Origin of the sequence: Kribbella sp. CA-294648 (assembly GCF_050943845.1) — a bacterium.
Taxonomy (GTDB): Bacteria; Actinomycetota; Actinomycetes; order Propionibacteriales; family Kribbellaceae; genus Kribbella.
In genome coordinates this window covers 7,408,555-7,434,580 of the sequence record NZ_CP191981.1, presented here as the reverse complement: position 1 = coordinate 7,434,580, position 26,026 = coordinate 7,408,555, and the positions used below count along the sequence as shown (strand labels likewise).

At 68.2% G+C, this 26,026-nt stretch carries 23 protein-coding genes and 1 pseudogene; 12 read left to right on the top strand and 12 right to left on the bottom strand.

What is annotated here, in order from left to right; translation table 11 throughout:
* A complete protein-coding gene (locus ACQPYM_RS35350) occupies positions 1 to 582 on the bottom strand; it encodes a TetR/AcrR family transcriptional regulator (RefSeq protein ID WP_433009493.1) in 582 nt (193 codons plus the stop codon).
* 132 nt (positions 583 to 714) lie between these two features.
* Here ACQPYM_RS35350 and larE point away from each other — a divergent pair, with 132 nt between their 5' ends.
* A complete protein-coding gene (gene larE / locus ACQPYM_RS35345; protein ID WP_433009490.1) occupies positions 715 to 2,196 on the top strand; it encodes an ATP-dependent sacrificial sulfur transferase LarE in 1,482 nt (493 codons plus the stop codon).
* A 146-nt stretch (positions 2,197 to 2,342) separates the two neighbouring features.
* Entirely contained in the window at positions 2,343 to 2,726 is a 384-nt protein-coding gene (locus ACQPYM_RS35340) for a cold-shock protein (protein ID WP_433009487.1), read from the top strand.
* Between the two features lie 81 nt (positions 2,727 to 2,807).
* Here the strand turns inward: ACQPYM_RS35340 and ACQPYM_RS35335 are convergent, their stop codons facing one another.
* A complete protein-coding gene (locus ACQPYM_RS35335) occupies positions 2,808 to 3,539 on the bottom strand; it encodes a TetR/AcrR family transcriptional regulator (protein ID WP_433009485.1) in 732 nt (243 codons plus the stop codon).
* Positions 3,540 to 3,649: 110 nt separating this feature from the next.
* Between ACQPYM_RS35335 and ACQPYM_RS35330 the strand changes: the two genes are divergently transcribed.
* Positions 3,650 to 5,221: an MFS transporter gene (locus ACQPYM_RS35330; RefSeq protein ID WP_433009483.1), complete on the top strand. Its 1,572-nt coding sequence runs from the start codon at positions 3,650 to 3,652 to the stop codon at positions 5,219 to 5,221.
* A gap of 384 nt (positions 5,222 to 5,605) precedes the next feature.
* Here the strand turns inward: ACQPYM_RS35330 and ACQPYM_RS35325 are convergent, their stop codons facing one another.
* Positions 5,606 to 7,450, bottom strand: a complete 1,845-nt coding sequence (locus ACQPYM_RS35325; protein WP_433009480.1) for an MFS transporter — start codon at positions 7,448 to 7,450, stop codon at positions 5,606 to 5,608.
* 298 nt (positions 7,451 to 7,748) lie between these two features.
* Between ACQPYM_RS35325 and ACQPYM_RS35320 the strand changes: the two are divergent.
* A pseudogene (locus tag ACQPYM_RS35320) lies at positions 7,749 to 8,504 on the top strand (DUF3027 domain-containing protein); the annotation flags it as partial.
* A 316-nt stretch (positions 8,505 to 8,820) separates the two neighbouring features.
* On the opposite strand, the gene ACQPYM_RS35315 reads toward ACQPYM_RS35320, so the two are convergent.
* Positions 8,821 to 9,138 (bottom strand): DUF2530 domain-containing protein, encoded by a 318-nt coding sequence (locus ACQPYM_RS35315; protein ID WP_433009477.1) that lies wholly within the window; start codon positions 9,136 to 9,138, stop codon positions 8,821 to 8,823.
* Positions 9,139 to 9,225: 87 nt separating this feature from the next.
* Between ACQPYM_RS35315 and ACQPYM_RS35310 the strand changes: the two genes are divergently transcribed.
* The gene (locus ACQPYM_RS35310; RefSeq protein ID WP_433009474.1) at positions 9,226 to 10,698 is read left to right on the top strand and encodes an NCS2 family permease; all 1,473 of its coding nucleotides are present in this window, start codon (positions 9,226 to 9,228) and stop codon (positions 10,696 to 10,698) included.
* Positions 10,699 to 10,776: 78 nt separating this feature from the next.
* Complete coding sequence (locus tag ACQPYM_RS35305; protein ID WP_433009471.1) at positions 10,777 to 12,822, top strand: alpha/beta fold hydrolase; 2,046 nt, start codon at positions 10,777 to 10,779, stop codon at positions 12,820 to 12,822.
* Here ACQPYM_RS35305 and ACQPYM_RS35300 read toward each other — a convergent pair.
* Positions 12,784 to 13,872, bottom strand: a complete 1,089-nt coding sequence (locus ACQPYM_RS35300) for a hypothetical protein (RefSeq protein ID WP_433009468.1) — start codon at positions 13,870 to 13,872, stop codon at positions 12,784 to 12,786. The two genes, ACQPYM_RS35305 and ACQPYM_RS35300, sit on opposite strands and share 39 nt — an antisense overlap.
* A 94-nt stretch (positions 13,873 to 13,966) precedes the next feature.
* Here ACQPYM_RS35300 and ACQPYM_RS35295 point away from each other — a divergent pair, with 94 nt between their 5' ends.
* Together ACQPYM_RS35295 and ACQPYM_RS35290 are read left to right on the top strand one after the other, a co-directional pair.
* Positions 13,967 to 14,416 carry a MarR family winged helix-turn-helix transcriptional regulator gene (locus ACQPYM_RS35295; RefSeq protein WP_433009465.1) on the top strand — a complete coding sequence of 150 codons (450 nt, stop codon included), beginning with the start codon at positions 13,967 to 13,969 and terminating at the stop codon, positions 14,414 to 14,416.
* Positions 14,413 to 15,726: an MFS transporter gene (locus ACQPYM_RS35290; RefSeq protein WP_433009462.1), complete on the top strand. Its 1,314-nt coding sequence runs from the start codon at positions 14,413 to 14,415 to the stop codon at positions 15,724 to 15,726. The genes ACQPYM_RS35295 and ACQPYM_RS35290 overlap by 4 nt, the downstream gene beginning before the upstream one ends.
* Before the next feature lie 152 nt (positions 15,727 to 15,878).
* Here ACQPYM_RS35290 and ACQPYM_RS35285 read toward each other — a convergent pair whose 3' ends face one another.
* Positions 15,879 to 16,091, bottom strand: a complete 213-nt coding sequence (locus ACQPYM_RS35285; protein WP_433009459.1) for a hypothetical protein — start codon at positions 16,089 to 16,091, stop codon at positions 15,879 to 15,881.
* A gap of 14 nt (positions 16,092 to 16,105) precedes the next feature.
* On the opposite strand from ACQPYM_RS35285, the gene ACQPYM_RS35280 reads away from it, so the two are divergent.
* Positions 16,106 to 17,500, top strand: a complete 1,395-nt coding sequence (locus ACQPYM_RS35280; RefSeq protein WP_433009457.1) for a mycothione reductase — start codon at positions 16,106 to 16,108, stop codon at positions 17,498 to 17,500.
* Here the strand turns inward: ACQPYM_RS35280 and ACQPYM_RS35275 are convergent.
* Positions 17,497 to 18,972, bottom strand: a complete 1,476-nt coding sequence (locus tag ACQPYM_RS35275; RefSeq protein ID WP_433009454.1) for an LLM class flavin-dependent oxidoreductase — start codon at positions 18,970 to 18,972, stop codon at positions 17,497 to 17,499. The two genes, ACQPYM_RS35280 and ACQPYM_RS35275, sit on opposite strands and share 4 nt — an antisense overlap.
* Before the next feature lie 129 nt (positions 18,973 to 19,101).
* Here ACQPYM_RS35275 and ACQPYM_RS35270 point away from each other — a divergent pair, with 129 nt between their 5' ends.
* Both ACQPYM_RS35270 and thpR read left to right on the top strand, forming a co-directional pair.
* The gene (locus ACQPYM_RS35270; protein WP_433009451.1) at positions 19,102 to 19,893 is read left to right on the top strand and encodes a polysaccharide deacetylase family protein; all 792 of its coding nucleotides are present in this window, start codon (positions 19,102 to 19,104) and stop codon (positions 19,891 to 19,893) included.
* 103 nt (positions 19,894 to 19,996) lie between these two features.
* On the top strand, positions 19,997 to 20,578 hold the full coding sequence (thpR, locus tag ACQPYM_RS35265; RefSeq protein WP_433009448.1) for an RNA 2',3'-cyclic phosphodiesterase: 582 nt from the start codon (positions 19,997 to 19,999) through the stop codon (positions 20,576 to 20,578).
* 77 nt (positions 20,579 to 20,655) lie between these two features.
* On the opposite strand, the gene ACQPYM_RS35260 is transcribed toward thpR, so the two are convergent.
* Entirely contained in the window at positions 20,656 to 21,015 is a 360-nt protein-coding gene (locus ACQPYM_RS35260) for a hypothetical protein (protein ID WP_433009446.1), read from the bottom strand.
* A 10-nt stretch (positions 21,016 to 21,025) separates the two neighbouring features.
* On the opposite strand from ACQPYM_RS35260, the gene ACQPYM_RS35255 reads away from it, so the two are divergent.
* Positions 21,026 to 21,472 (top strand): hypothetical protein, encoded by a 447-nt coding sequence (locus ACQPYM_RS35255; protein WP_433009444.1) that lies wholly within the window; start codon positions 21,026 to 21,028, stop codon positions 21,470 to 21,472.
* A 44-nt stretch (positions 21,473 to 21,516) separates the two neighbouring features.
* Here ACQPYM_RS35255 and ACQPYM_RS35250 read toward each other — a convergent pair whose 3' ends face one another.
* The 4 genes from ACQPYM_RS35250 to ACQPYM_RS35235 all read right to left on the bottom strand — a co-directional run bounded on the left by ACQPYM_RS35250 (position 21,517) and on the right by ACQPYM_RS35235 (position 25,959).
* The gene (locus ACQPYM_RS35250; RefSeq protein ID WP_433009441.1) at positions 21,517 to 22,356 is read right to left on the bottom strand and encodes a carbohydrate ABC transporter permease; all 840 of its coding nucleotides are present in this window, start codon (positions 22,354 to 22,356) and stop codon (positions 21,517 to 21,519) included.
* Positions 22,349 to 23,332: a carbohydrate ABC transporter permease gene (locus tag ACQPYM_RS35245; RefSeq protein WP_433009438.1), complete on the bottom strand. Its 984-nt coding sequence runs from the start codon at positions 23,330 to 23,332 to the stop codon at positions 22,349 to 22,351. The genes ACQPYM_RS35250 and ACQPYM_RS35245 overlap by 8 nt, the downstream gene beginning before the upstream one ends.
* 80 nt (positions 23,333 to 23,412) lie before the next feature.
* Positions 23,413 to 24,732: an ABC transporter substrate-binding protein gene (locus ACQPYM_RS35240; protein ID WP_433009435.1), complete on the bottom strand. Its 1,320-nt coding sequence runs from the start codon at positions 24,730 to 24,732 to the stop codon at positions 23,413 to 23,415.
* 150 nt (positions 24,733 to 24,882) lie between these two features.
* Complete coding sequence (locus ACQPYM_RS35235; protein ID WP_433009432.1) at positions 24,883 to 25,959, bottom strand: LacI family DNA-binding transcriptional regulator; 1,077 nt, start codon at positions 25,957 to 25,959, stop codon at positions 24,883 to 24,885.
* Between the last annotated feature and the right edge of the window lie 67 nt (positions 25,960 to 26,026).

The following is a 26,026-nucleotide window of genomic DNA, read 5'->3' as shown; positions in this document are numbered from 1 at the left end:
CTACCTCCTGGAGGCGAGAAAGGGACCGAGCACCCGGGCGACCTGTTCGGCGACGACGGCCGGAGCCGCACCGGGGTTCACGATGTGGCTCAGCACGACCCGCAGCGCGACGTCGACGCAGACCGTCGCGTCCTCGGCCGGCACCTCCGGCCAGTGCTCACGCACGTGGGCATCCAGCCGCTGATGGCTGAGCTCCAGTACCTGCTGGCCGCGGGTGGTCAGCAACTGGCTGGCCTGGTCAGACCCCGGCTGGCCGAGCGCGGCCTTGATCAGCGGGTTGTCCGCCGCGAGATTCAGGGCGCGCTCGACCGCGGCGCGGAGACCGTCGATCGGATCGGGGTGCGCGGCTAGGGCCTCGTTCACGTCGACCAGGAACCGCTCGGTCTCTCGCGCCGCGACCGCCTCGAGCACGCCCCACTTGTCGCCGAACTCGTTGTAGACGGTCTGCCGGGATACCCCGGTACGCCGCCCGACGTCGGCCATCCGCAACCCGTCGTACCCGCCGGCCACGACCGCGTCGTACGCCGCGTCCAGCAACTCCTCCCGCAACCGTCGCTTGGTCCGCTCACCGAAGGAGTCCATGCAGCTCAGGGTTTACATTTCTTCCTTAGATGTCAAGATCCAAGACATACCACGACGAAACGTCAAGCGGACGAGTGCACTGTTTCGGGATGCGAGACCGGCCGCCGGAGCGGACGACGTAGGGTTGGGGACGTGTCAACCGCCGAGATGCAGTCGTCCCAGTCCGCTCAGCCGGCGTCCGCCGACGTACCGGAGCTGGTCGTCGGGTTCGACCTGGACATGACGCTGATCGACTCGCGGCCGGGCATCAAGGCCGTCTGGGACCTGCTGGTCGCCGAGACCGGGGTCGCGATCGACACCGACCTGGTGGTGAGCAGGCTCGGCCCGCCGCTGACCTGGGAGATGGCCAACTGGTTCCCGGCCGAGCAGGTCGAGGCGATGGTCTCGCGGTACCGCGAGCACTACCCGGACCACGCGATCACCGGGAGTCTGCCGCTGCCTGGCGTCGAGGAGTCGCTGGCCGCAGTACGGGCTCTCCGGGGGCGCACTGTGGTGGTGTCGGCGAAGTACCAGCCCAGTGTCGAGCTGCACCTGCAGCACCTTGGCCTGGACGTCGACGAGCCTGTGGGCGACCTGCACGGCGCTGAGAAGGGCACTGCGCTGCGGGAGCACCAGGCGACCATCTACGTGGGCGACCACACGGCTGACATCGACGGTGCGCGGGCTGCTGGAGCGGTAGCGGTGTCTGTGGCCACTGGGCCGTTCACTGCCGATGAGCTGCGTGCTTACGGAGCAGACGTCGTACTGAACGACCTGACCGAGTTCCCGGCCTGGCTGGACGAGTATGTGCTCGAGCAGCGGCTGGAAGCGCTCATGAAGCGCCTGTCCAGCTACGAGAGCATGGTGGTCGCCTTCAGCGGTGGCGCCGACTCAGCCTTCCTGCTGGCCGCGGCAGCGCGCGCTATCGGCCCGGCGAACGTAGTAGCGGCCACTGCGATCAGCCCCAGCCTGCCGGTCGCGGAGCTGGAGCCGGCCGCGCACTTCGCCGACAGCATCGGCGTACGGCATGTCACGCCGCACACGCACGAGATGGACCGCGAGGGGTACCAGGCCAACGCCGGTGACCGGTGCTACTTCTGCAAGGCGGAGCTGGTCGAGACGCTGCAGCCGATCGCGGACGAGTTCGGCATCGAGGCGATCGCGACCGGGACCAACGCCGACGACGCGATCGCCGGGTTCCGGCCGGGGATCAAGGCGGCCTTCGAGCGGGGCGCGATCACCCCGCTGCGGGACGCCCGGCTGACCAAGGCGCAGATCCGTGAGGCGTCCCGCAGCTGGGGGCTCGAGACCTCCGACAAGCCGGCCGCCGCCTGCCTGTCGAGCCGGATCGCGTACGGCATCCGGATCACGCCGCACCTGCTGGCCCGGGTCGACCGCGCCGAGCAGGCGGTCCGCAACCACCTCGCGCCGTACGGCGTCCAGAACGTGCGGGTCCGCGACCTGGGCGAGACGGCGAGTATCGAGATCGACTTCGCGCTGCTGGGCACGGTCAACCACGCCGAGCTGATCGAGCTGGTGCGGGCCGAGGGCTTCATCGCCGCCGCCGTCGACGCCCGCGGCTTCCGCTCCGGCTCGATGAACGAGCGGCTGGCGAACCCCGACCGCTACCGCTGAATCACCGGGGGTGCGGAATCGTTTCCTCATCAGGTAGTTTCCCGGAGGCGCGGGCCTCCTGGTTCACGTACGCTGGGTAGTCGGCCGGGCAGCCTGTCCGGTCCGACCTCCGTCCTGTTCCGACGATTGACACCGAAGAGGTTCCCGTGCCTGTTGGCAAGGTCAAGTGGTATGACTCCGAGAAGGGGTTCGGCTTCCTCAGCAAAGAGGAGGGCGGGGACGTTTACGTGCGCGCCGAGGCGTTGCCGGCCGGAGTGACCAGCCTCAAGCCGGGCCAGAAGGTCGAGTTCGGGGTGGTCGAGGGGCGCAAGGGTGAGCAGGCGCTGCAGGTCCGGCTGATCGACCCGCCGCCGTCGGTGGCCAAGGCGATGCGGCCGAAGCCGGAGGAGATGGCGCTCGTCATCGAGGACCTGATCAAGCTGCTCGACAACATCGGCGAGGGCTACCGCCGCGGCCGCCACCCCGACGCCAAGGCCGCCCGCGGCGCCGCCACCGTCCTCCGCGGCGTCGCCGACAAACTCGACGTCTGAGCCGTACTACGCACTGGCGCGCAGGCTGAGCCCGTACTGCGTCCTGACGCTGCCGGCCGAGCCGGTGGCGTCCGGCCGGTTCTACGTCCGGCGGGCGATCAGGGTCTCGATGCCGTCCAGCACGGTGTCGAGGCCGAAGATGAACTCGCCGGCGTCGTAGTCCACATCGAAGTCCTCCGCGGGCCTCGACCGCAGGTTCCCGGCGATGGTCGGATACCGGTCGGGGTCCGCGAGCATGCTCAGGCGCTGCACGTAGAGCTGGTTGGCCTCGGGCGACTCCTGCACGTCCGGCTTCATGCCGCCGGTCAGTGCACCGGCGCCCCGGACGTAGATGTTCACCAGCAGCATCGCGGACAAGGCGTCCCCCGGGCTCAGCGAGGTGTCCTCGAAGGCCCGCAGGCCGTGCTCCATCCATTCCAGCTGCAGCGGTGACAGCGGTGGTTCGAGCACCGGCACCTGAAGCACCCAGGGATGCCGCCGGATCGCGTCCCGGAACGCGACGGCCCAGGCGGTGATCCGCTCCCGCCAGCCTGCCTCGGGATCCACGGGCGCGGGTGGCCCGAACGCCTGCTCGAGCATCACGACGTACAGGTCGTCCTTGGAGTCGACGTACCGGTAGAGCGACATCGTGGTGAAGCCGAGCTCGGCGGCGACCTTGCTCATCGAGACCGCGCCGAGGCCGGCCGTGTCGGCCAGCTTGATCGCGGCGGCGCCGATGTCGCTGATGTGGAACGTCGGCTTCGGCCCCGGGCGGGCCGGCCCCTCCAGGCCCCAGAGCTGCTGGAGCACGCGGGGGAGTTCCTCTGCGGTCATCGACGATCCCTCTCCGATCGGTATCTGTTTACATCATAGACAGATGCTGTGTATGGTCTGCGTATGGTGCACACAGTGTGCGTCGTACACAGATCTCTCGGAGGAGTGCGATGAGCACAGCGGAGCTGACCGGCGCCAAGGCCGGCCGGAAGGAATGGATCGCTCTCGGCGTGCTCGCGCTGCCGCTGCTGCTGGTCTCGATGGACGTCTCGGTCCTGTACTTCGCGGTCCCGTACATCGCCGCCGACCTCGGCGTCTCGGCGACCCAGCAGCTGTGGATCTTCGACATCTACGGGTTCGTCCTGGCCGGCCTGCTGATCACCATGGGCTCGCTCGGCGACCGGATCGGCCGGCGCCGGCTGCTGATCTTCGGCGCGATCGCGTTCGGCCTCGCGTCGGTCGCCGCGGCGTACGCGCAGACGCCCGAGCAACTGATCGCCGCTCGGGCGGTGCTCGGCATCGGTGGCGCGACGTTGATGCCGTCGACGCTGGCGCTGATCCGGAACCTGTTCCACGACCCGGTGCAGCGGCAGAAGGCGATCGCGTTCTGGAGCGCGGTGATGCTCGGCGGCATCTCGCTCGGCCCGGTGCTCAGCGGCGTACTGCTCGAGCACTTCTGGTGGGGCTCGGTGTTCCTGATCAACACTCCCGCGATGCTCCTGCTGCTGGTGTTGGCGCCGCTATTGCTGCCGGAGTTCAAGACTGCAACGACCGGCCGGTTCGACCTGTTCAGTTCGGTCCTGTCGCTGGCGGCGGTGCTGCCGGTGATCTGGGGGATCAAGGAGATGGCCGCGCATGGCGTCGAGACGCTGCCGATCGTCAGCATCGTGGCTGGGCTGGTTGTCGGCTACGCGTTCCTGCGGCGGCAGCGGACTGCTGAGCACCCGATGATCGAGCTGGCGATGTTCCGCAACCGCGCCTTCAGCGGAGCGCTCGTCGCCAACACGATCGGCATGCTGGCGCTGGTGGGCAACGCGGTGTTCATGACGCAGTACCTGCAGTTGGTGCTCGGTATGGGTCCGCTCGAGGCGGCGCTGTGGTCACTGGCCCCGTCGCTGGTCATCGGCGCTGCGGCTCCGCTGGGCGCTGCGATGGCCCGGAAGATCGATCGGGCTTTTGTGCTGGGCCTCGGCTTCGTGATCGCGGCCGGCGGCTTCGGCGTACTGACCCAGATGCACGTGGATAGCAGCCTCGCAGTACTGCTCGTCGGCGCCGGTCTGCTGGCGGCAGGCCTGGTGATGGTGATGTCCCTGGTCACGGAGGCAGTAGTCGGCGCAGTAGCCCCGGAACGAGCCGGCTCAGCCTCCGCCCTGATGGAAACCTGCAGCGAGTTCGGCGGCGCCCTGGGTATCGCAGTACTAGGCAGCATCGGCACCGCCGCCTACCGAGCGGACCTGACCCTCCCGCCCAACATCCCAGCAGTAGCCGCCACCACAGCCCACGAGGGACTCTCCGGCGCCGCCGCAGCAGCCGCCCAACTCCCCGCAGACCTAGCCGCAACCGTCCTAACCGCAGCCCGCCACTCCTTCAGCCACAGCATGAACCTCACGTCAGTAGTTGGCGCCCTACTCCTACTAACCACCGCCATCACAGTCACCCTCACCCTAAGAGGCACCACCCCACAGCCCCACACCACCAGCCCCGCGGACTCACCCGAACTCGACACCACCTCCACGCGCTAGCACTGCCAGCACCATCACAGCCGCAGTTGACCTACACCGGGCGGGCACGCGGACACCTATCCGCGATCACGAACGATCGGGGGAGGATCTTCACCCCGAAACGGGGGGACGATCCTCCCCAGATCCGCACAAAACGCTCCCCGAACGCCGCCCTGCTCGCCCACAGCCGGATCCACCACGCCCGCGCCGACGGCCGAGGTCGGCGCCGGTCGCGTGTGGACACCACCGTGAGCCCGCTGATCCGGCAGCGAGGTCGGCGAAGGTGACGAGCCTGCGGGCGCCGGCGGACAGGCGCGTGGGGCCGCCGCATCTGCCGCGCACGGCGGAGGTGGTGACGGAGGCGTGCGGACGCCCGTTCGGCTCCCGAGCAGTTGTTGCGGGAAGTCAGCGGGGCGGGCGGCGGCGGAAGGGGTTGCGGCGTGGGGGTGGGGGAGGTGGTGGGGTTTTGTTCTCGAGGGTTTTCTCGGCGGCCCAGGGAGCCTCGTCGACTGTTGTTTCGTCGTCGTCATCTTCGGGCTGGCCGCTCCACCAGCGGCCGACCGTCGGGGGAGTGGTGGGGGCAGCCGGGCCCGGGGTGGCGGTGGGGCCGGGAGTGGTGCCCTGGGGGCTCTGGGTGTTCGGGGGTTTCGGGGTGGAGTCGAGGTGGATCTCGATGGTGGGTTCGTCGACTCGGGTGGTGGGGGTGGGGCGGGTGCGGGCGGCTCGGCGTTCGGCTATTGATTCTGGGGCGGTGCTCAGGATCGTGCGGGTGGTGCCGGGCTCGCGGGTTCTCGGGTGGGTGCTCGGCTCCGGGGTGCCCGCGCGGGAGGACTGGTGGTCGGACGGGACGGCCGTACTGCGTGGTCCCGATCCGTCCGCTCCCGTCGAGCGTGGTCCCAACGGCGGTTGGGGCGCGGGCTTCTGGCGGATGACCAGGATGATCGCGAGGACAAGCACGCCGGCCAGGAAGCCGAAGCCGAGGCGGGGGATCAGGGGGAGGACGATGCCGCAGGCGCCGCCGATCACCCAGGACAGTTGCAGCACCGTCTCCGAGCGCGCGAACACCGATGTCCGCACGGTCTCCGGTACGTCGCGCTGGATCATCGCGTCCAGCGACAACTTGCCCAGCGAACTGCACAGGCCCGCGACCAGGCCGAGCGCGATCAGCAGCGGGAACCCGTAGAACACCGCCACCGCGATCGCGATCACCGCGTCCGCGAGCAGCACGACCAGCACCACCGCCTCGGGTTTTCGGGCCTTGAGCAACGACCCGACCAGGGTGCCGAGGCTGTTCCCGATCCCGGCCGCCGCGATCACCGCGCCGGCGGCGAGCGCGCCGTCGATCCCGTTGAGTGGTTTGTCGCGGAGCAGGAAGGCGAGGTACATGGTCAGGAAGCCGGACACGAAGCGCAGTCCGAGGTTGCACCGGATGCCTCGTGCCACCGCGGCAGTGATGGCCCGGCGCCGGGCGTCGCGCCCCGCAGTACCGGTCATCTCTTCGCCGGCTGGTGAGTCGACGCGGCTCGGCAGGCGGATCGCGAGGATCAGGCCGATCGTGTAGACCACCGCGGCCCAGCGCAGCGACCACTCCGGCCCGATGGCCGCGAACGCGCCCGCGATACCGGCGCCGACGGTCGCGCCGGCCACCCCGGCGAGCGAGATCCGCGAGTTGGCCGTGACGAGGCTGATGTCCTTCGGCAACAGCCGCGGTACTGCGGAAGCGCGCGTGACGCCGTACGCCTTGGACGCGACCAGGCACCCGAGAGCGGCCGGATAAAGCCAGGTGGAACTGTCGTGGATCGACGCCGCGAGACTCCAGACCAGGAACCCGCGCAGCCCGAGCGTCCCGCCGATCGCCCAGCGCCGCCCGTGCCGGAATCGGTCCAGTGCCGGTCCGATCAGCGGCGCCATCAACGCGAACGGCGCCATCGTCAGCAGCAGGAACAACGCGACCCGGTCGCGCGCCTCCGAGCTCGGTACGGCGAAGAACACCGTGCCCGCGAGCGAGACTGCGAAGGCGGTGTCACCGGCCGCGTTCACGAATCCGAGCTCGATCAGCCGCGACAACCCGGACTCGCGCGCGCCCTGCGCACCCGTCAGCCCCCGGATCCGCCGCCCGGTCGCCTTGCCCATCCGCCCGGTGACGCCGGCAGTCTTCCGCGACACGTTGGCAAACCCAGCGGCCCCGACCTTCGACGCGTGCCCGACCTTCTTCCCCGCCGCCCCCACCTTCTTGCTGGCACTTCCCAACCGCTCCCCAGTACTCCGCTGCCCAGCGCCGCCTGACCCGCTGCCGGAGCCGGCGCCGCCGGAGCTGCCGCCTGACCCGCGGCCAGCTGGCCCGGTACTGCGCTGCGGGCCGGTCCGGCGTTGTTCCGCGGGCCCGGTGCCGCCGGTGTGCTGTGCGCCTGGACGACCGTCTGCGGCACCCTGGCGTGGGGGGTTGTCGGGGTCCGGGCGTTCCATGTCACCATCCTGCCTTGTGCGGGGGACAGACCGGAGGTTCCACGCGGTTCGGATCGTGGCGGCAGGCGTGCGAGAATGACCGATTGTGACTCCCGTCAAGACTCCGGAACCGGTCCGCGCCAAGCCCGACGCCGTCTGCGTCGCGGCGGTCGAACCTGCCCGCGAGGCGGCGATCGCCGAGGCCGGCGCTGCCCAGATCGGGGATCACCTCGGTCACCTCATCGAGGGTGAGCGGCTCGTCACGCACTACTTCGCCTCCACCCACCCCGGTTACCGCGGCTGGCGCTGGGCGGTCACGCTGACCCGTGCGTCCCGCGCCAAGACGATCACGATCAACGAGGTCGTCATGCTGCCGGGCGACGACGCGATCGTCGCGCCCGAGTGGGTGCCGTGGTCCGAGCGCGTCCAGCCGGGCGACCTGCGCCCCGGCGACCTGTTCCCGACCCTCCCGGACGACCCGCGCCTCGAGCCCGGCTACACCGAGACCGGCGCGCCCGACGAAGTACTGGCCGTCGTCGACGAGCTCGGCCTCGGCCGCGAGCGGGTGCTGTCGCCGATCGGTCGCGAGGAGGCGGCCGACCGTTGGTACGCCGGTGACTTCGGCCCGTCGTCGGCGATCGCGCAGGCCGTTCCGTACAAGTGCTTCGCCTGCGGGTACTGGATCCGCCTGAACGACAGCCTCGGCCAGGCGTTCGGCGCATGCACCAACGAGATGGCGCCGGGCGACGGCCGGATCGTGTCCTACGACTACGGCTGCGGCGCCCACTCGGACGCCGTGATCGAGGCGCCCGACCAGCCGTCGACCGTGCACGCCTTCGACACCACCGGGTACGACGAGCTGGCGATGGAAACCGTCCAGGCGCTGAACCCCGCCGTCGACGAGGACGCGGAGGAGGCGGACGCAGTACAGGCCGAGGTCGAAGCCGCCGCCGAGCCCCCGTCGGACGACGACGTCGAAGCGACCACCGCGGAAGAAGCCGACGCAGAGGTGCAGGCGACCACCGCCGAGGCAACTCACGCGGAGGTCAAGGTGACCAGCGCCGAGGACGACACCGAGGACGACGCGGAGATCCCGATGCCGACCGCCGAGGAAATCGCCGCGGAAGCCACCGCGAACTACTAGCGGTTCGCCGGCGCAGAGCTGAACCGGGGTTTCAGTCCTCGATCTCGGAACGGTGGCCGGCCTGGATGGCGGCCCAGCGGTGGCGGCAGTAGAGCAGGCCGATCCAGCCCAGCCCGAAGCCGGCCACGGTGACCCACAACCACCACTCGTCACCGCTCTTCTTCAGCTCGTCGCGGAAGATCAGCACCACCAGGAACGCCAGCGCCCAGGCGACGATGCCGAAGATCACCGTCGGGATGCCGGACAGGTCCAGCGGCTTGACCTCGGCGTGCACCAGCTCCCCGCGAGCCAGCTGACTGGTCGGGTCGTTGCGCTTCTTCGAAGCCGGCACCTGCTCGGGATCTGCCACGAGCCCACCTTAGCCGCCCGTGATCCGCGCGCGGCAGCTGTCCCGATTCACTCGCCACGGGCCGATGCCACCTGGCACCATGCCGTCATGAGCTCGCCACCAGCCGCCACCGCCCGCTCCGGGTCCGGCTTCCTAGACTCCTTCTTCAAGATCAGCCAGCGCGGTTCGACCCTCGGCCGCGAGGTGCGCGGCGGACTCGTCACGTTCTTCACGATGGCCTACATCGTCGTGCTGAACCCGCTCATCATCGGCACCGTCAAGGACGGCACCGGCCAGTACGTCGGGGGCGGCACCGACCCGGGACTCGCGATCGCCAAGATCGCGGTGGCGACCGCGCTGGTGGCCGGCGTCATCACCATCCTGATGGGCCTGGTCGCGAACTTCCCGCTGGCATTGGCCACCGGGCTCGGCCTGAACGCGTTCCTGGCCTTCAGCGTGGCCAGCAAGATGACCTGGGCCGACGCGATGGGCCTGGTGGTGATCGAGGGCATCATCATCTTGATCCTGGTCCTGACCGGGTTCCGGAAAGCGGTCTTCGAGGCGGTGCCGCGGCAGCTGAAGGTCGCGATCAGCGTCGGTATCGGCCTGTTCATCGCGTTCATCGGCGTGGTCGACGCGGGCTTCGTCCGCCGGCCCGCGTCGGCCGGTGGACCGCCGGTCGAACTCGGTGTCGGCGGCAACCTTCGCGGCTGGCCGGTACTGATCTTCGTGATCGGGCTGGTGCTGATCATCACGCTGTACGCGCGCAAGGTGAAGGGCGCGATCCTGATCGGCATCGTGACCGCGACGGTGCTCGCGATCGTGGTCGAGTCGATCGCGAACATCGGCGCCCGGACCGCCGAGAACCCGGGCGGCTGGGGCCTGAGCGTGCCGAAGCTGCCGGACCAGTGGTTCACCACCCCGAACCTGGACACGCTCGGCGAGTTCAACCTGTTCGGCTCGTTCGAGAAGGTCGGCGTGGTGTCCGCGCTGCTGCTGATCTTCACGCTGATGCTGGCCGACTTCTTCGACACGATGGGCACGATGACCGCGATCGGCGCCGAGGCCGGGCTGCTCGATGCCGAGGGCAACCCGCCGAACGCGCAGCGCATCCTGATCGTCGACAGCGTCGCGGCCGCCGCCGGTGGTGCGGCGTCGGTGTCGAGCAACACGTCGTACATCGAATCGGCCTCGGGTGTCGGTGAAGGCGCGCGGACCGGGCTGGCCAGTGTGGTCACCGGGATCTGCTTCCTGCTCTCGATGGTGCTCGCGCCGCTGGTCACGCTGGTGCCGTACGAGGCGGCCACGCCGGCCCTGGTGCTGGTCGGCTTCCTGATGATGGCGCAGGTCAAGGGCATCGACTTCGACGATCTCGAGGTGGCGATCCCGGCCTTCCTGACGATCATCCTGATGCCGTTCACCTACTCGATCACGGCCGGTATCGGTGCCGGGTTCGTCTCCTTCGTGGTGCTCAAGGTGGTCCGCGGCAAGGCCCGCCAGATCCACCCGCTGATGTGGATCGTGTCCGCGCTGTTCGTCGTGTACTTCGCGATCGGCCCACTCGGCGACTGGCTCACCTGATCCCGTCCCGGCCCCGCCGGGTGGTAAACTGACAGACGTCTGGGTGACCCCTCTTCGGGGCCGCCCAGCGTCTTGTTTATGGACACCAACGCATTCCCCGCCCAATTCGCGCGCACCCGCCGCTTCACCCTCGGCCTCCCGAGCGCCTTCACCCTGTCACCCGACGGCCGCCGCGTACTCTTCCTCCGCACCCAAGGCCCAGAAGACCCCACCAGCTGCCTCTGGCTCCTCGACGGCCGAGAAGAACACCTCCTGGCCAGCGGCGTAGTCGCCTACTCCACCGACGCCGCCTTCACCACCGTGGCCTTCGCAGTGAACGGCGATCTCTGGACCCTCGAGCTGAAGACCAGTGCGCAACCCCAGCGCTTGGTTACTGCCGGACCGGTGGTTGATCCACGTCTTGACCCCACAGGCTGTCGGGTCGCCTACGTGACGGAGCGCTCGCTCCAGGTGATTGATGTTGCTGATGGCAACGATCAGGTGGTTGCCTCCGACGACGATCCGGAGGTGAGCTGGGGGTTGGCGGAGCATGTTGCTTCTGAGTCGATGCATCGGACTCGTGGCTACTGGTGGTCTCCCGACGGCACCCGCCTGCTGGCGGCCCGGGTCGACCAGACTCCGGTCCAGCGGTGGTGGATCGCCGACGCGGCGAACCCCGCCAGCCCGCCTCGCGAGTTCGCCTACCCCGCCGCCGGTACCGCCAACGCGCTCGTCTCACTCCACGCCTTCGACCTGACCGGCCGATCCGTCGAGCTGCAGTGGGACAGTACGGCGTACGAGTATCTGACCGCGGTCAGCTGGGACTCCCACGGCCCGCTGGTCACCGTGCAGTCCCGCGACCAGCGCACCCTCCAGGTGCTCGCCGCAGACCCCGCAACCGGCCAGACTCACCTCCTGCACGAGCAACGCGACGACGCCTGGGTAGAACTCATCCCTGGTACTCCGGCCCGCACAGCCTCCGGCAAGCTCGTCCACCCAGAAGACACCCCCGACACCCGCCACCTAACAGTCGACGGCCAACGAGTCACCCCAGCAGGCCTCCAGTTGCGCGCAGTCCTCGACGTAGCAGGCGAGTCAGTCCTCTTCCTAGCCAGCGACGACCCAACCACCTGCCATCTCTGGCTGTACGACGAGGAAGGCCTGCACCAACTGAGCGACGGCCACGGCTCGTACGACGGCGTCCGTGCCGGCAGCACCCTCCTCCTGACCGCCAACACCGAGACCGGCCGCACCTACGCAGTACGCCGCCCCGGCCAACCCGACCAGCCGATCGCCTCGCTCTCCGCCAAGCCGGTAGTCACCCCACAGATCACCTGGCTGCATGCAGGCGACCTGCAACTCCGCACCGCCCTACTGCTCCCCTCCTGGCACCAGCCAGGCTCAACCAAGCTCCCAGTACTGATGGCCCCGTACGGCGGCCCCGCGCTGGCCCTGGTGATGCGTGTCAGCGGCCACTGGTTCGACACCGCCCAGTGGTACGCCGAAGCCGGGTTCGCCGTCGTCATCGCCGACGGACGCGGTACGCCGGGCCGCGGACCCGCCTGGGAGAAGACAGTGCACCGCGACACCCTGTCAGCGCCGATAGAGGACCAGGTCACCGCACTACACGCAGCAGCTGAGTACTGCGCTGACCTGGACCTCACCCGAGTCGGCATCATGGGCTGGAGCTACGGCGGCACACTCGCCACAGCCGCAGTACTGCGAAGGCCGGATGTCTTCCACGCGGCCGTCTCCGGAGCAGGACCCAGCGACCAGCGCCTGTACGACACACACTGGCGCGAGCGGTTCCTAGGCCACCCGGACGAGCACCCTGAGGACTACGACCGCTCGTCACCCATCACAGACGCCGCCAAGCTCCAGCGACCGCTCCTGCTGATCCACGGCCTGGCGGACGACAACGTGGTCGCCGCCCACACCCTGCGCCTCTCTAGCGCCCTGCTGGCCGCCGGGCGCCCGCACCAGGTGCTGCCGCTGTCAGGGGCGACCCACCTGCCCACCGACGAAGCCGCAGTCGAGGGCCTCATGCGGCACCGGCTGGACTTCCTGAAGACCGCGCTAGCGCCAAAGAACTTCAGACGCAGGGCGCTAGCTCTCGGTCGGGACCTGCCGGGCGCGGAGCTCTAGGTACTCGGTGCGGGCGGTGAAGAGCTCGCGGAGCTCGTCGGTGATGTTGTCGAGCCACTCCGCGCGGTACGTCGCGTCCGTCATCAGCGAGATCGAGTAGTACAGGCCGGTGAAGGTCGCGATGCCGGCCGCGACCTTCACCAGCGCGGCGCTGATCAGCAACTTGTAGCCGAACAGCGCGAACTCGTGGGACCAGCCGCCGGTGTCGATTCCCCAGTTCTCGTAGATGTGCCGGCTGATCGCCAGCATGCCGAAGCCGACGAAGAACAGACCGACGCCGGCGCTGACCACGACTCCCTGCAGCCACTGGCGGATCACCAGGCTGACGCTGAGGTTCAGCCGCTGGATCCGGCGCAACGGCGGCCCGGATCCGGCGTCCCGCTCGATCGCGTCCAGCTCCTTCGGCAGCCGCAGTACAAGGAACAGATCGCTGAGCAGGGAGAAGGCGATCGCCAGGACGACGATGAAGGCGATCGGCATCCCCGCGAACACCTGCCACATCTCGGTGTTCACGAACAGCACCAGCGAGAACACCAGCAGTAGCGGCAGCGCGCGGACCAGGCTGGCCACCGAGTTGGCCAGCTCGGTCCCGAGCCGGCGGACGCCCCAGACCGTCGTACCGATCAGGCCGTAGCCGACCACCAGGTAGACCATCCCGACCAGCAGCAGGTTGCCGATGGCAACGCCGAAGAACTGCCGGAGCTGGACCTCGGTGGCCAGCGGCAACAACGCGGGCAGCAGCACGAAGACGGCCAGTTCCGGTACGCCGAAGCGGGTCGGGAAGGAGAAGAACCGGCGGCCGCGGAGACCGTTCAGCAGCCCGAAGCCCGCGATCAGGACGGCCAGCCCGCCGAGCGCGGCGAGCAGGTTCTGCCACCAGGTCCAGGTCAGCCGGGTGGCCCCGATCATCTCCGCGATGAAGACCAGCACGAGCACCGGCGTCGCCCGGCTGAAGATGTCGTGAGTGGGGGAGAAGTCCTCGATGAACAGCGGCAGCCCCGCCCGCCGGAACCGCTGCTCGTACCGGTTCAGCTCCGCTGATGTCGCCATGCGCGGAACCTTAGCGTCCGGCGGGGCACGTTCCGTCGGGTGGAACGTGGACAACTCATTTTAGTTAGCAAAGGTAATGAGTTATGCTAACGATATGCCCGAAGTCGTAGCCCAGCAGGTGAAGAGTGACGTCGGGCTGGCCAGTGCCCTGCGGTCGTCCACGTTGCGGTTGTCCCGGCAGATCCGCCGGCAGCGCGTCGAAGGTCACGACCTCACCGCCAACCAGCTCGGCGTGCTCGGTGCGCTCGGCAAACACGACGCGATGACGATCGGGGAGCTGGCCGCCCACGAGCAGGTCAAGCCGCCGTCGATGACGCGGATCGTGTCGAACATGGAGGAGGCGGGCCTGGTCGCCCGCCGCCCACACGAGACCGACAAGCGCCAGATCGTGGTCGAGCTGACCCAGACCGCGCACGACCTGCTGCACGCCAACCGGCGCCGGCGCGACGAGTGGCTCCAGATGAAGCTGAAGAAACTGACCCCTGAGGAGCGCGACATCCTGCGCAAGGCAGCCCCTGTTCTCGAACGCCTGGCGGCTACATGAGTCCGACCTTCCGCGCGTTCAAGGTCCGCAACTACCGTCTCTACGCCACCGGCGCGATCATCTCCAACGTCGGCACCTGGATGCAGCGAGTCGCCCAGGACTGGCTGGTCCTCGAACTGACCCACTCCGGTACCGCACTGGGCATCGTCACCGGTCTCCAGTTCCTCCCCGCCCTGCTCGTTTCGCCGTACGCCGGTCTGATCGCCGACCGCTTCCCGAAGCGCCGGGTCCTGACCATCACCCAGATCGCGATGGGCGTCGTCGCGCTGGTCCTGGGCACGATGACGGTGACCGGTGTGGTGGAGGCGTGGCACGTCTTCGCACTGGCCTTCCTGTTCGGGATCGGGACCGCGTTCGACGCGCCGACCCGGCAGGCGTTCGTGGTCGAGATGGTCGGCAAGGACGAGCTGTCCAACGCCGTCGGCCTGAACTCGGCCTCCTTCAACGCCGCCCGGCTGATCGGTCCCGGCCTGGCCGGCCTGCTGATCCACTGGATCGGGACCGGGCCGGTGATCATCATCAACGGCCTCAGCTACGCGGCGGTGATCCTGTCGCTGCACCTGATGCGATCCAGTGAGCTGCACACGCCCAAGGTCGCGGCTCGGGAGAAGGGCATGATCCGCGACGGGATGCGCTACCTGTGGCGCCGGCCCGATCTGATGATGGTGCTCGTCACGGTGTTCTTCGCCGGTACCTTCGGGCTGAACTTCCAGATGACGTCGGCGCTGATGGCGGTCAGCGAGTTCCACAAGGGCGCGGGGGAGTACGGCATCCTCGGGTCGATTCTGGCGATCGGCTCGCTCGCCGGCGCGCTGCTTTCGGCCCGCCGGGTCCGCACGCGGGGCCGACTGGTGATAGGCGCGGCGCTCGCCTTCGGGGCGATGGTGATCGTCAGCGGGTTGATGCCGACGTACCTGTCCTTCGCTCTGGTGCTTCCGCTGGTCGGGTTCGCCGCGCTCACCATGCTGACCGCGGCGAACGCGACCATGCAGCTGGGCATCGAGCCGACCATGCGCGGCCGGGTGATGGCGCTCTACATGACCGTCCTGATGGGCGGTACGCCGATCGGCTCGCCGTTCATCGGCTGGATCGGGCAAGAGTTCGGCGCGCGCTGGTCGCTGATCGTCGGCGGCAGCCTCACGTTGCTCGGCACCACAGCATCGGTCCTGTACTTCTCCCGCCGCCGCGGCCTCGCGATCCGCCCCCACCTCCTGCCGCGCCCCCGGCTGGAGATCCTCTCCCCAACAACCGACCTCTTAGGCGAAAAGTCCACCCTCACCGAGCCACCGAGCAAACCTCGAGTCGCCTAGCTTGAGTCGGCCCGGACCGCCCCCACTCACAAACCGGCCCTCCGCAACCCAAACCACGCCTGGCCACGCCTGGCCTCGCCTGGCCAGGACCGGTCGAGCGCAGTTTGTGAGTGGCGGCGGTCCGGGTCAACCGGCCACCAGCTCCGGTGCTGCTAGATCCGGTGCTGGAGGTTGGCGGCGAAGAGCAGGCCGGGGGCCTGGTGGTTGGCGCCCAGCAGCAGGGCTTCCGGGTCTTTCGGGGGCTTGGGGCGGTCGGCGGGGGTTGCTGCGGTGGTGATCCGCACGTAGCCGAGGTCCATACCCCGTATCGGCGCCCACTCGACCGCCCGGATGATGGCCCGGTCTGGGTTCAGCTTGCCGGTCACGCGCACAATGGGGTGTGACTCATTACGACTTGGTGGTTGTCGGGACCGGCTCGGGCAACACGATCGTGACCAAGCAGTTCGCGGACCGGAAGGTGGCGATCGTCGAGCGCGGCACCTTCGGCGGGACCTGCCTGAACGTGGGATGCATCCCGACCAAGATGTTCGTGCACACCGCCGACCTGGCCGCCGTCCCGTCGCACAGCTCCCGGCTGGGGGTGGACACGCAGCTCGTCGGGGTGCGCTGGCAGGACATCCGGGACCGGATCTTCGGCCGGATCGACCCGATCTCGGCCAGCGGATCGGAGTACCGGCTGAACCATCCGAACAACGTGAACGTGACCCTGTACCACGGCACCGGGCGGTTCACCGGCGAGCGGGAGCTGACCGTCACCGCTGTCGAGGACGGGCAGACCGAGGTGTTGACCGCCGACCAGTTCGTGCTGGCGGCCGGGAGCCGGCCGATCGTGCCGTTCATCCCCGGGCTCGAGGAGACCGGGTTCCACACCTCCGAGACGATCATGCGGATGGAGCGGCTGCCGGGCCGGCTGGGCATCATCGGCGGCGGGTTCGTCGCGGCCGAGCTTGCGCACGTGTTCTCGTCGCTCGGCGTCGAGGTGACGATGATCGCGCGCTCCGACCTGCTGCTGCGGCAGGAGGACCGCGAGATCGCCAAGCGGTACACCGAGCTTGCGCAGGAGCGGTACACGGTCAAGTTCCTGCACGAGACGGTCGGCGTGCAGCGGCGCGACGACGGGATCGTGCTGGAGATGCTGTGCCCGGACGGCGCCGACGAGCTGGTGGTCGACGAGTTGCTGGTCGCGGTGGGGCGGACGCCGAACTCCGACGTATTGAACGTCGAGGCCGCGGGCGTGGAGGTGGAGTCCGACGGCCGGGTGGTCGTCGACGAGTTCCAGCAGACGGCGGCCGAGGGGATCTATGCGCTCGGCGACATCTGTTCGCCGTACCAGCTCAAGCACGTCGCCAACCACGAGGCGCGGGTGGTCCAGCACAACCTGCTGCACCCGGATGACCGGATCAAGTCAGACCACCGCTACGTGCCGCACGCCGTCTTCGGGGCACCCCAGGTCGCGTCGGTCGGGTTGACGGAGGAAGAGGCGATCGAACAGAACATCCCGTACGTCGTGGGCCGCCAGGCATACGCCGACATCGCCTACGGCTGGGCCATGGAAGACACCACCGGCTTCGCCAAAATCCTCGCCGACCCCACCACCGGCCTCCTCCTCGGCTGCCACGTCATCGGCCCCCAAGCCGCCACCGTCATTCAACCCGTAATCCAAGCCATGAGCTTCGGCCTGGACGCCCACACCATGGCCCGAGGCCAATACTGGATCCACCCCGCCATGCCCGAGCTGATCGAGAACGCCCTCCTGAACCTCAAGCTGGGTTAATGAAACGCGGCTATTACTTCTGCTGCTGTTTCGAGTGGGGTTAGGTCGTCGTTGAGGTTTGGCAGGGTGAGTATGGCTTCGGTGGTGCCGGCTTCTGCTAGGGCTCGGAGGCGGCCTATGTGGTCGGGGATGGTGGCGGCGTTGACGGTGGTGGCGTATTTGGCTGGGTTTTGGTTGCGGGGGCGGAGTTGGTCGACCAGTTCGTTGACGTGGTGGTGGTCCTTGCCGATGAGGGTGGTGGACAGGTGTGTCAGGCGGGGTGTTTCGCGGTCGGGTGGGGTGTGTGCGGTCAGGTAGTCGGAGAGTTCGCGGACCTTGCCGACATCGCCGAAGACGTTCGCGGCGTCGGCGTACCGGGCGGCGAGGCGTAGGGTGCGCTTGCCGCTGCCGCCCAGCAGGATGGGCAACGGATCCTGGAGGGGCCTTGGGTAGCAGGCGGTTTCCGGTACGTCGAGGACCTTGCCGCGCCAGGGTTTGTTGCCTGGTCCCCACATCACGGGCAGCAACTGCAACGCGTCCTCCAGCAGCACGTACCGATCACTGACCGACGGGAACTCCCACCCGTACGCCTTGTGCTCCTGCTCGAACCACGCCAGCCCCAACCCGCAGACGGCACGACCACCACTCAGTACGTCGAGAGTCGCGGCGATCTTGCCGAGGTGCGCCACATTGCGATACGTGATGCCCGTCACCAGCGTCCCGAGCTTCACCCGCTCGGTACAGGCCGCGAGATAGCCCAGCGTCGTCCAACTCTCCAGGAAGTCTTCCCAAGCCCGGCCGACCTGCGGAATCTGCCGGAAATGGTCCATCACATAGATCGCGTCGAACCCAGCCGCCTCCGCCGCGCGCCCGACCTCCTTCACCCACGCACCCGTCGTGGCCCGCCCGCCCTTGTGCGTATAGCTGCTCAACTGCAGCCCGAACCGCAACCCGGCCGGCTCCTCTTCCTGCCGCCGAGCCGCCTCCCCAGCTCCGACAAACGCCTCCGGTACTACGCGCATCGCACCAGGCGCGAGTACGGCGTCGAACCCTTCGTCCGGGAGCACCTTCTTGACCGCCGCCCACGTCTTGAGCTGACTCGTGAGCGCGTCGGCCGGTATCGCCTTGATGCGCTCGCGATTGCGCCGACGACACTCAGCCGCCGGAGTATCGAAGGCCACTACCACACACGGAATCCCGGCCTCCCGCGCGAGCCCCAACCACCGGAGCCGTCGCTCCCGATCCAATCCCAAGGTGTCGATCACCGTCGTCAGCCGCCGCCCGATCCGCTGCCGGACCACCTCTTCCAGCAACGCGAACGCGTCCGCGCTGGCCGCGAGATCGTCGTCACCCGCCCCCACCAACGCGCGCAGGCGATCACTCGACACCACCAAGTCAGCCGCGAACCTTTCGGCTGCCCAGGTCGACTTGCCTGCCGCACCGGGCCCGACCAGCACGACCACACACGGCGATGGGAGGTTCCGCTCGTCCATGTCTCAGTGTGAGCCCGCGCAAGCCGGATCGGGAGACTTTCCAACTGGATCGGGAGTTTCGGCGTCTCATCTTGTGAAGCCCCCGGTGGAGGGGCACCACGGGGAACATCTTGAGTAACAAGGAGTGTCATGTCCGGCAAGCTGGGCGCCTTCATCAACACCGGCATCGGGATCTCGGCGGCCTTCGTCGTCGCTGGTGTGGTCGCTTTCGGGCTGGCCCAGGCGGACCACGCCTCCGCCACCGCGCCGAACAGCGTGGCAACCCCGGCGCCGACAGCAACCCAGGCACCCACAACGACCCAGGCAACGACCCCGGCAATAACCACCCCGCCGAGCACCAGCGCAACCGCCAAGCCGGCCGGCAACCCGACCGCGGTGACCGCTGGGCAGAAGGTGGTGTTCCTCACCTTCGACGACGGCCCCGACCCGGTCTGGACGCCGCAGATCCTGCAGGTACTGGCGAAGTACGACGCCCACGCAACCTTCTTCCAGCTGGGCAGCATGCAAAAAGCGCATCCCGCGCTCCGCGACCAGGTCCTTGCCGCAGGCAACTCAATCGGCAACCACTCGATCTCGCACGCGCAGCTGACCAAGCTCTCGGCCGCCAAGCGCCACCACGAGATCTTCGACGGCCCGCGGTCCAAGTGCTTCCGGCCGCCGTACGGCGCGGCGAACGACCGCGTCCGCGCCGACATCAATGCCGCCGGGATGACCCCGGTCCTGTGGGACATCGACACCCTCGACTGGCAGCGCCCCGGCCAGAAAGCGATCGTGAACAGCATCCTCAGCCAGGCCCGCAACGGCAGCGTGATCCTGATGCACGATGCCGGCGGCAACCGTAGCCAGACCGTCGCCGCTCTCGACCAGGCGCTGGCCACCTTGACGGCCCAGGGCTACACGTTCCCCGCGATGGCCTGCTGATTCCCGGGCCTGGCCTGCTGATTTCCACGATGGACTGCTGATTCCCGGCCATGGCCCGCTGAGCGATTCCAATTCGATGGACAACGACCTCTAACCTCGAAGGATGCGACTTTTTGTGGCGGTGGTGCCGCCGGTGGAGATCGTCGAGCATCTGGCGGAGTTCGTGGAGCCTCGCCGGGAGTATCCCGATGAGGACGTCCGCTGGGCGGCTGACGAGAACTGGCACATCACCTTGGCGTTCCTGGGCGACGTACCGGAGTACAAGACGGATGATCTGGCCGACGGGCTGGAGCGGGTGGCCGGGCGGCAGAAACCGTTCGACCTGTGGTTGGGTGGTGCCGGTGCCTTCCCGGGCGTCGCGGACGCGCGGGTGCTGTGGACCGGCGTACGGGACGAGTCCGACGCGCTGCCGCACCTGGCGATGACCGCGCGGTCGGCGGCGAACAAGGCGGGCGTGACCGTGGACGGGCGCAAGTTCACCCCGCACGTCACGCTCGCGCGGCTGCGCCGGCCGATGGACGTGGTCCGCTGGGTCCGGATCTTCGACACCTACCAGGGGCCGACCTGGACGGCGGACAGCATCCAGTTGATCTCGTCGCGGCTGGGCGAAGGGCCGAGCCATGGTGCGGCTTACGACACAGTGGGCGAATGGGGATTCTCAGGCGGCGAGAGGCTGTTCAGTTAGATCACCGTTCAGTTAGAGCACCGTCTAAGTGACCACTTGACCGGCCCGGCGCGCCCTAGAATCGCGGCCGTGGCCAGCTACCCGCAGTACCAGCAATACCCGCCGCCACCTCCACCGCCGCCACCGCCGAAGGGCAGCAACAAGGCTGTCCTGGTCGTGTTCAGCGTGGTCGTCGTCCTGGTCGTGCTGGGATCGGGGATATTTGTCGTCAGCCGCTTCACCGGCGGCTCGGACGACAGCGCGGGCAGCTCGAGCACGCAGCCCTCGAGCCGGGTCACGGACGATAATTCCCAGCAGCCCACCGGAGCGCCCACCACCGGCGGCAGCCCCACCACTGGGAGCAAGCCGAGCACCGGTGCCCCGAGCTCGAAGCCGAGCCCGCCGGCCGCCAGCCCGTCGGTGCCGGCGGACTGCCGCGGCTGCTTCCCCGGTCTCACGGTGAACGGGATGGTCAAGCAACTCGGCAAGCGGGGCTTCGTCTGCAAGGAGGACCGGATCACCGGGTTGCAGTGCAAGAAGGGCAGCCTGGAGGTCGGCCTCGAACGCGACTACCGGCACAAGAACTACATCGGCAACATCGACGTGACCGGACGAGCTACTGCCAAAGGGGACTACCCGCGTGGCGGCCGGGATGCCTACACGAGGCTGAACGCCGGTCTGCCGGGGGTGCTGCCGCTGTTCATCGCCGACGCGGCTGTCCGGCAGCAGATCGTCACCTTCACCGCCAAGAACTCAGGTCACGCGGACCAGGGGGCCAGCACCGCGAGGGACGCCAAAATAGGTGGCTACCGGCTCTCCTGCCACGGTGTGGGCGGAGTCGTCATCCGTGGAAACGGCAGAACCGCCGCCAGTTACTCCACCTCGGTGCACATCTACGGCCCGTCGGCGTACTGAACGGAGGCTGCCTGGGCAGGCAGCCTCCGTTCCGCTGTGGTTGGTTACTTGACGGCTCCCGCGGTGACGCCGGCGACGAAGTGCCGCTGGGCGAGCAGGAAGCCGATCACGACCGGGATGCTGACCACCAGGGCGGCAGCCATGATCTGGTTCCAGTAGATGTTGGTTTGCGTGGAGTACTGGCGTAGTCCCACCGACAACGTCCGGTTGGCCTCGGTCGTCATCACCGACGCGAAGAGCACCTCACCCCACGCCGTCATGAACGAGTAGATCGCCACTGCGATCACGCCCGGCCGGGCTGCCGGCAGGACGACTCGGGCCAGCGCACCCATCGGTCCGCACCCGTCGACGAGTGCCGCCTCGTCCAGCTCGCGCGGGATGCTGTCGAAGTACCCGGCGAGCATCCAGATCGAGAACGGCAGGCTGAAGGTGAGGTAGGTGATGATCAGGCCGAGCCGCGTGCCGACCAGTTGCAACCCGGTGGAGTTGTTGATGTTCACGAAGATCAGGAACAACGGCAGCAGGAACAGCACGCCGGGGAACATCTGCGTCGACAGCACCGTCGTGGTGAAGACACTGCGGCCGCGGAACCGGAACCGGGAGACCGCGAACGCCGCCAGGATCGCGATCGCGACCGAGCACACCGTCGCCACCACCGACACGATCGTGCTGTTGACGAAGTACCGGGCCAGCGGCACCGTCTTCCACATGTCGATGAACGGGTCGAGGGTGATGGTGGACGGCCACCAGGTGAACGCGCCCTGGACGTCGCTCAGTGGTTTCAGCGACGAGGTCGCCATCACGTAGAGCGGGACCAGCACGAACAGGCCGAGGACCGTCAGCACGACGGCCCGGTAGATCTTGAATCCCTTGGTGTCACGCACGACGAGACCTCCGGCCGGTGACGATCAGATAGGCGCCGGTGACGATCATCAGGAAGATCAGCAGCAGCACGGACATCGCCGCGCCGGAGCCGAAGTTCCAGGTCAGGAACGACGCGTTGTAGATGTGGAAGGTGATCAGGTCACCCGCGGGCGGCTGCGAGTTTCCGAACAGGACGTACGGCGTGTTGAAGTCGCTGAACGTCCACAGGAACAGCACCAGCACGAGCACCAGGTTGACCGGCCGCAGCGACGGCAGGGTGATGTGGCGCCACTGCCGGACCAGCCCGGCGCCGTCGACCGAGGCGGCCTCGTAGATGTCGTTCGGAATGCTCTGCAGGCCGGCCATCAGGGTCAGGAAGGCGAACGTCCACAGCTTCCAGACCGCGACCGTGATCAGCGAGACCAGCGCGTTGCTGCCGATCAGCCAGAACGGCCGGTCCGAGGTGAGGCCGAGGTTGTCGACCAGCACGTGGTTCACCGCACCGGTGTCGCGCTGGAGCATGAAGTTCCAGGTCAGGATGCCGGCGTACGCGGGCAGTGCGTAAGGCACCAGGAACAGCGTCCGTACTGCGCTGCGCCCACGGAACTGTGGTTGCAGGGCGACCGCGGCGGCCATCCCGAGACACCAGGAAAGCGCCACCGTGAGGAGCGAGAACGCCACCGTCACGCCGAAGGACTTGAGCAGGCCCTCGCCGACCGCGTTGTCGAAGTCGACGGCGACCCGGTAGTTGTTGAAGCCGGCCCAGGGGGCGGCGGACCAGTTCGCGATGAAGAACTTGGTCAGTTTCACGAAGCTCATCCAGATGCCGACCAGCATCGGGATGAGGTGGATCAGCAGCTCCAGCAGGACCGCCGGAGCGAGCAGCAGGTACGGGAGCTTGCGGCTCAGGCCCGGGCGGCGGTCCAGCCGCCGCTTCTTCCGCGCCGGCGGTCCGGCCGCCGGACCCACGGGGGCCTGTTGTGTGGCGACGGACATCCGGTCGCCTCCTGTCTTGGATCGGGGTCGACGGCCACGAGGATGGCCCGGACGGTGTCGCCCGGGCCACCGATCACGGCTCAGCTACCGGCCGCGACTTGATCCTCGGCGGTCTTGAGCACCGACTTCACCTCGTCGGCGGTGACCGTCCCGCCGGTCGCGATCTTGGCGAACAGGCCGTTCATCGCCTTGCCGACGGTGCTCTCGTACTGGTCCTCGGCCGGTACCAGCGGCAGCGGCTTGGACTTGGTGTTGTAGATGTCCTGGAAGATCGCAGCCTCGGCCGCGTCGGTGGTGAAGACCGGCTTGGCGTCCTTCAGCACGGGCAGCGAGGCGAACGGCTTGCCCAGCGTGTTCTGGGTCTCCGGGTCCGTCATGTACTTGACGAACTTCAGCGCCGCGTCCTTGTTCTTCGTGTTCTTGAAGATCGACAGGTTGATCCCGGCCACGTGGCTGGCGACCGGCTCGGCCGCGTCCTTCGGGGCGGGGAACGGCACGACGCCGTACTCGCCGATCTTCATGCCGTTGGCAACGATCGAGGAGGCGGCGTTGTTCTGGTTGATCACCATCGCCACCTTCTTGGTGGCGAAGTCGTTCACCGCCTTGGTGCCGTTGTCGTACTGCGCGTTGGACGGGTTGGCCACCTTGTCCTTCTGCATCAGGTCGAGGTAGCGCAGTACGCCCTGCACCTGGCCGTCACCGGTGAAGGTCGGCTTGCCGTCCTTGTCGAACCACTCCGCGCCGTTCTGAGCGGCGTTGATGAAGGCGAAGTGCACGTTCTCGGTGTAGCTGCCGGCCGCCAGCGCCATGCCCCACTGCTTCTTCGCGGGGTTGGTCAGCTTCTGCGCGGCGGTGACCATCTCTTCCCAGGTCTTCGGCGGCTGCAGACCGGCCGCGGCGAACATCGCCTTGTTGTAGTACAGGCCGTAGGCCAGCCCGTAGACCGGTACCGAGGTCGGGTCGGTGCCTTCCTTGCCGCCGGTCGCCAGAGCCGTCGGCACGAACTTGTCCTTGCCCCCGATCGCGGTCATCGCGTCGCCGTCGAACGGCAGGAACGCCTCGGTGGCCTGCAGCGACGCGGCCCAGGTGTTGCCGATGTTGACCACGTCCGGCGACTGGCCCGAGGTGATCGCGGTCTGGATCCGGGTCTGCAGGTCGTTCCAGCCGATCACCTCGAGGTTGACCTTGATCCCGGTGTCCTTGGTGAACTTCTCCAGCACCGGGGTCAGGACCTGCTTGTCGTTGTCCAGGCTGGTGCCCTGGTTGCTGGCCCAGTAGGTCAGCGTCTGGTCTCCACCACTGCCGCCGGAAGAGTCGCCCGAGTCGCTGCCACCACAAGCGGCCAGGCTGATTCCCAGGGCGGTCACCGCTGCTGCGGCTACAAACGAACGCAGTCTCACGTCGGACTCCCTCGTCCCATCGAGCCTCCGGCAGGGAAGCGGAGGCGGGTCCGCCCATAGTGGCCGAACCGGTTAAGCTTGGGAACCCGAACCGGTTCAGTTGCACCAGCTTCGTTACGTCACCGTGACCCTACTCCGGGTGTGCTGCGGTCAGCCGGTACGGCGGGGTGCCGCGGCGGAGGAGCCGCGGGCGCGCAGTACTCCGGCCGGGGTGTCCCAGTGCAGCCCGGACTCGCCGGCCGCGATCCGGAACAGCAGGTCCGCCGCCATCCGGCCACGCTCCATCGTCTGCTGATCGACCGCCGTGATCCCCGGCAGTGCCAGCTCACACAACGGCGAGTCGTCCCAGGCGAGAATCGACAACTCCTCCGGTACTCCGGTGCCGAGCTCCACCGCGACCCGCAAAGCGGCGACAGCCATCAGGTCGTTGCCCAGGACAAGAGCTGTCGGCCGGTTCTTCTTCGCCAGCAGCTTGCGCGTCATCGCGGCACCGTCTTCGTACCGGTAGCTGCCTTCGAAGTGGGTCACCCGGATGCCGCGCCGCTTGGCCTGCTCCTGCAGCAACTGCACACGTAGTTGCTCGTGAACGAAGGTGAACGGCCCGCTGACGTGGACGATGTCGGTGTGCCCGAGCTTCGCGAGGTGGTCGAGCAGCAACGTGACGGTGTGCTCCGGCGACGTGATCAGCCGCCCGACGCCGTCGTCCGGCGCATTGGAGCTGACCACCACGCACGGCACCCCGAGCTCCTTGAGCAATGGGATTCGCGGGTCGTCGTTGTGCTCGTCGAACAGGATGAACCCGTCCACCCGCCCTTGCCGGCTCCAGCGACGCAGTACGTCGAGATCCTGGCCCTGCTCGCCGGTCAGCCGCAGCAGCAGGGAGGAGTCGACCTCGTTGAGGTACTGCTCGATGCCGACCAGCGTGCGCATGTAGAACGCCTCGGTCGAGATCAGCGCGGGGTCGCGGGCGATCACGATGCCGATCGTGCGGGTCCGGCTCGCGGACAGCGCGACGGCGGCGGAGTTCGGGTGGAAGCCGAGTTCCGCGGCAAGACTGAGCACGCGCTGCCGGGTCTCCTCGCTGACCCCGGACCGACCGTTCAGCGCGTAGGAGACCGACGCCTTGGAGATGTCCAGCCGCCGAGCCAGATCGCTGATCGTGACCCGACGCCGCCCGCCACCACTGATGGCGTCGTCACCGGCGACCTCGTCACTCCCTCCCTGCATGGCCCGAACGTTAGCAGCGAGATTCGGCTCTGGCGGGTACTGCGGCGGCTGCTGCTGGCTCGCCGAC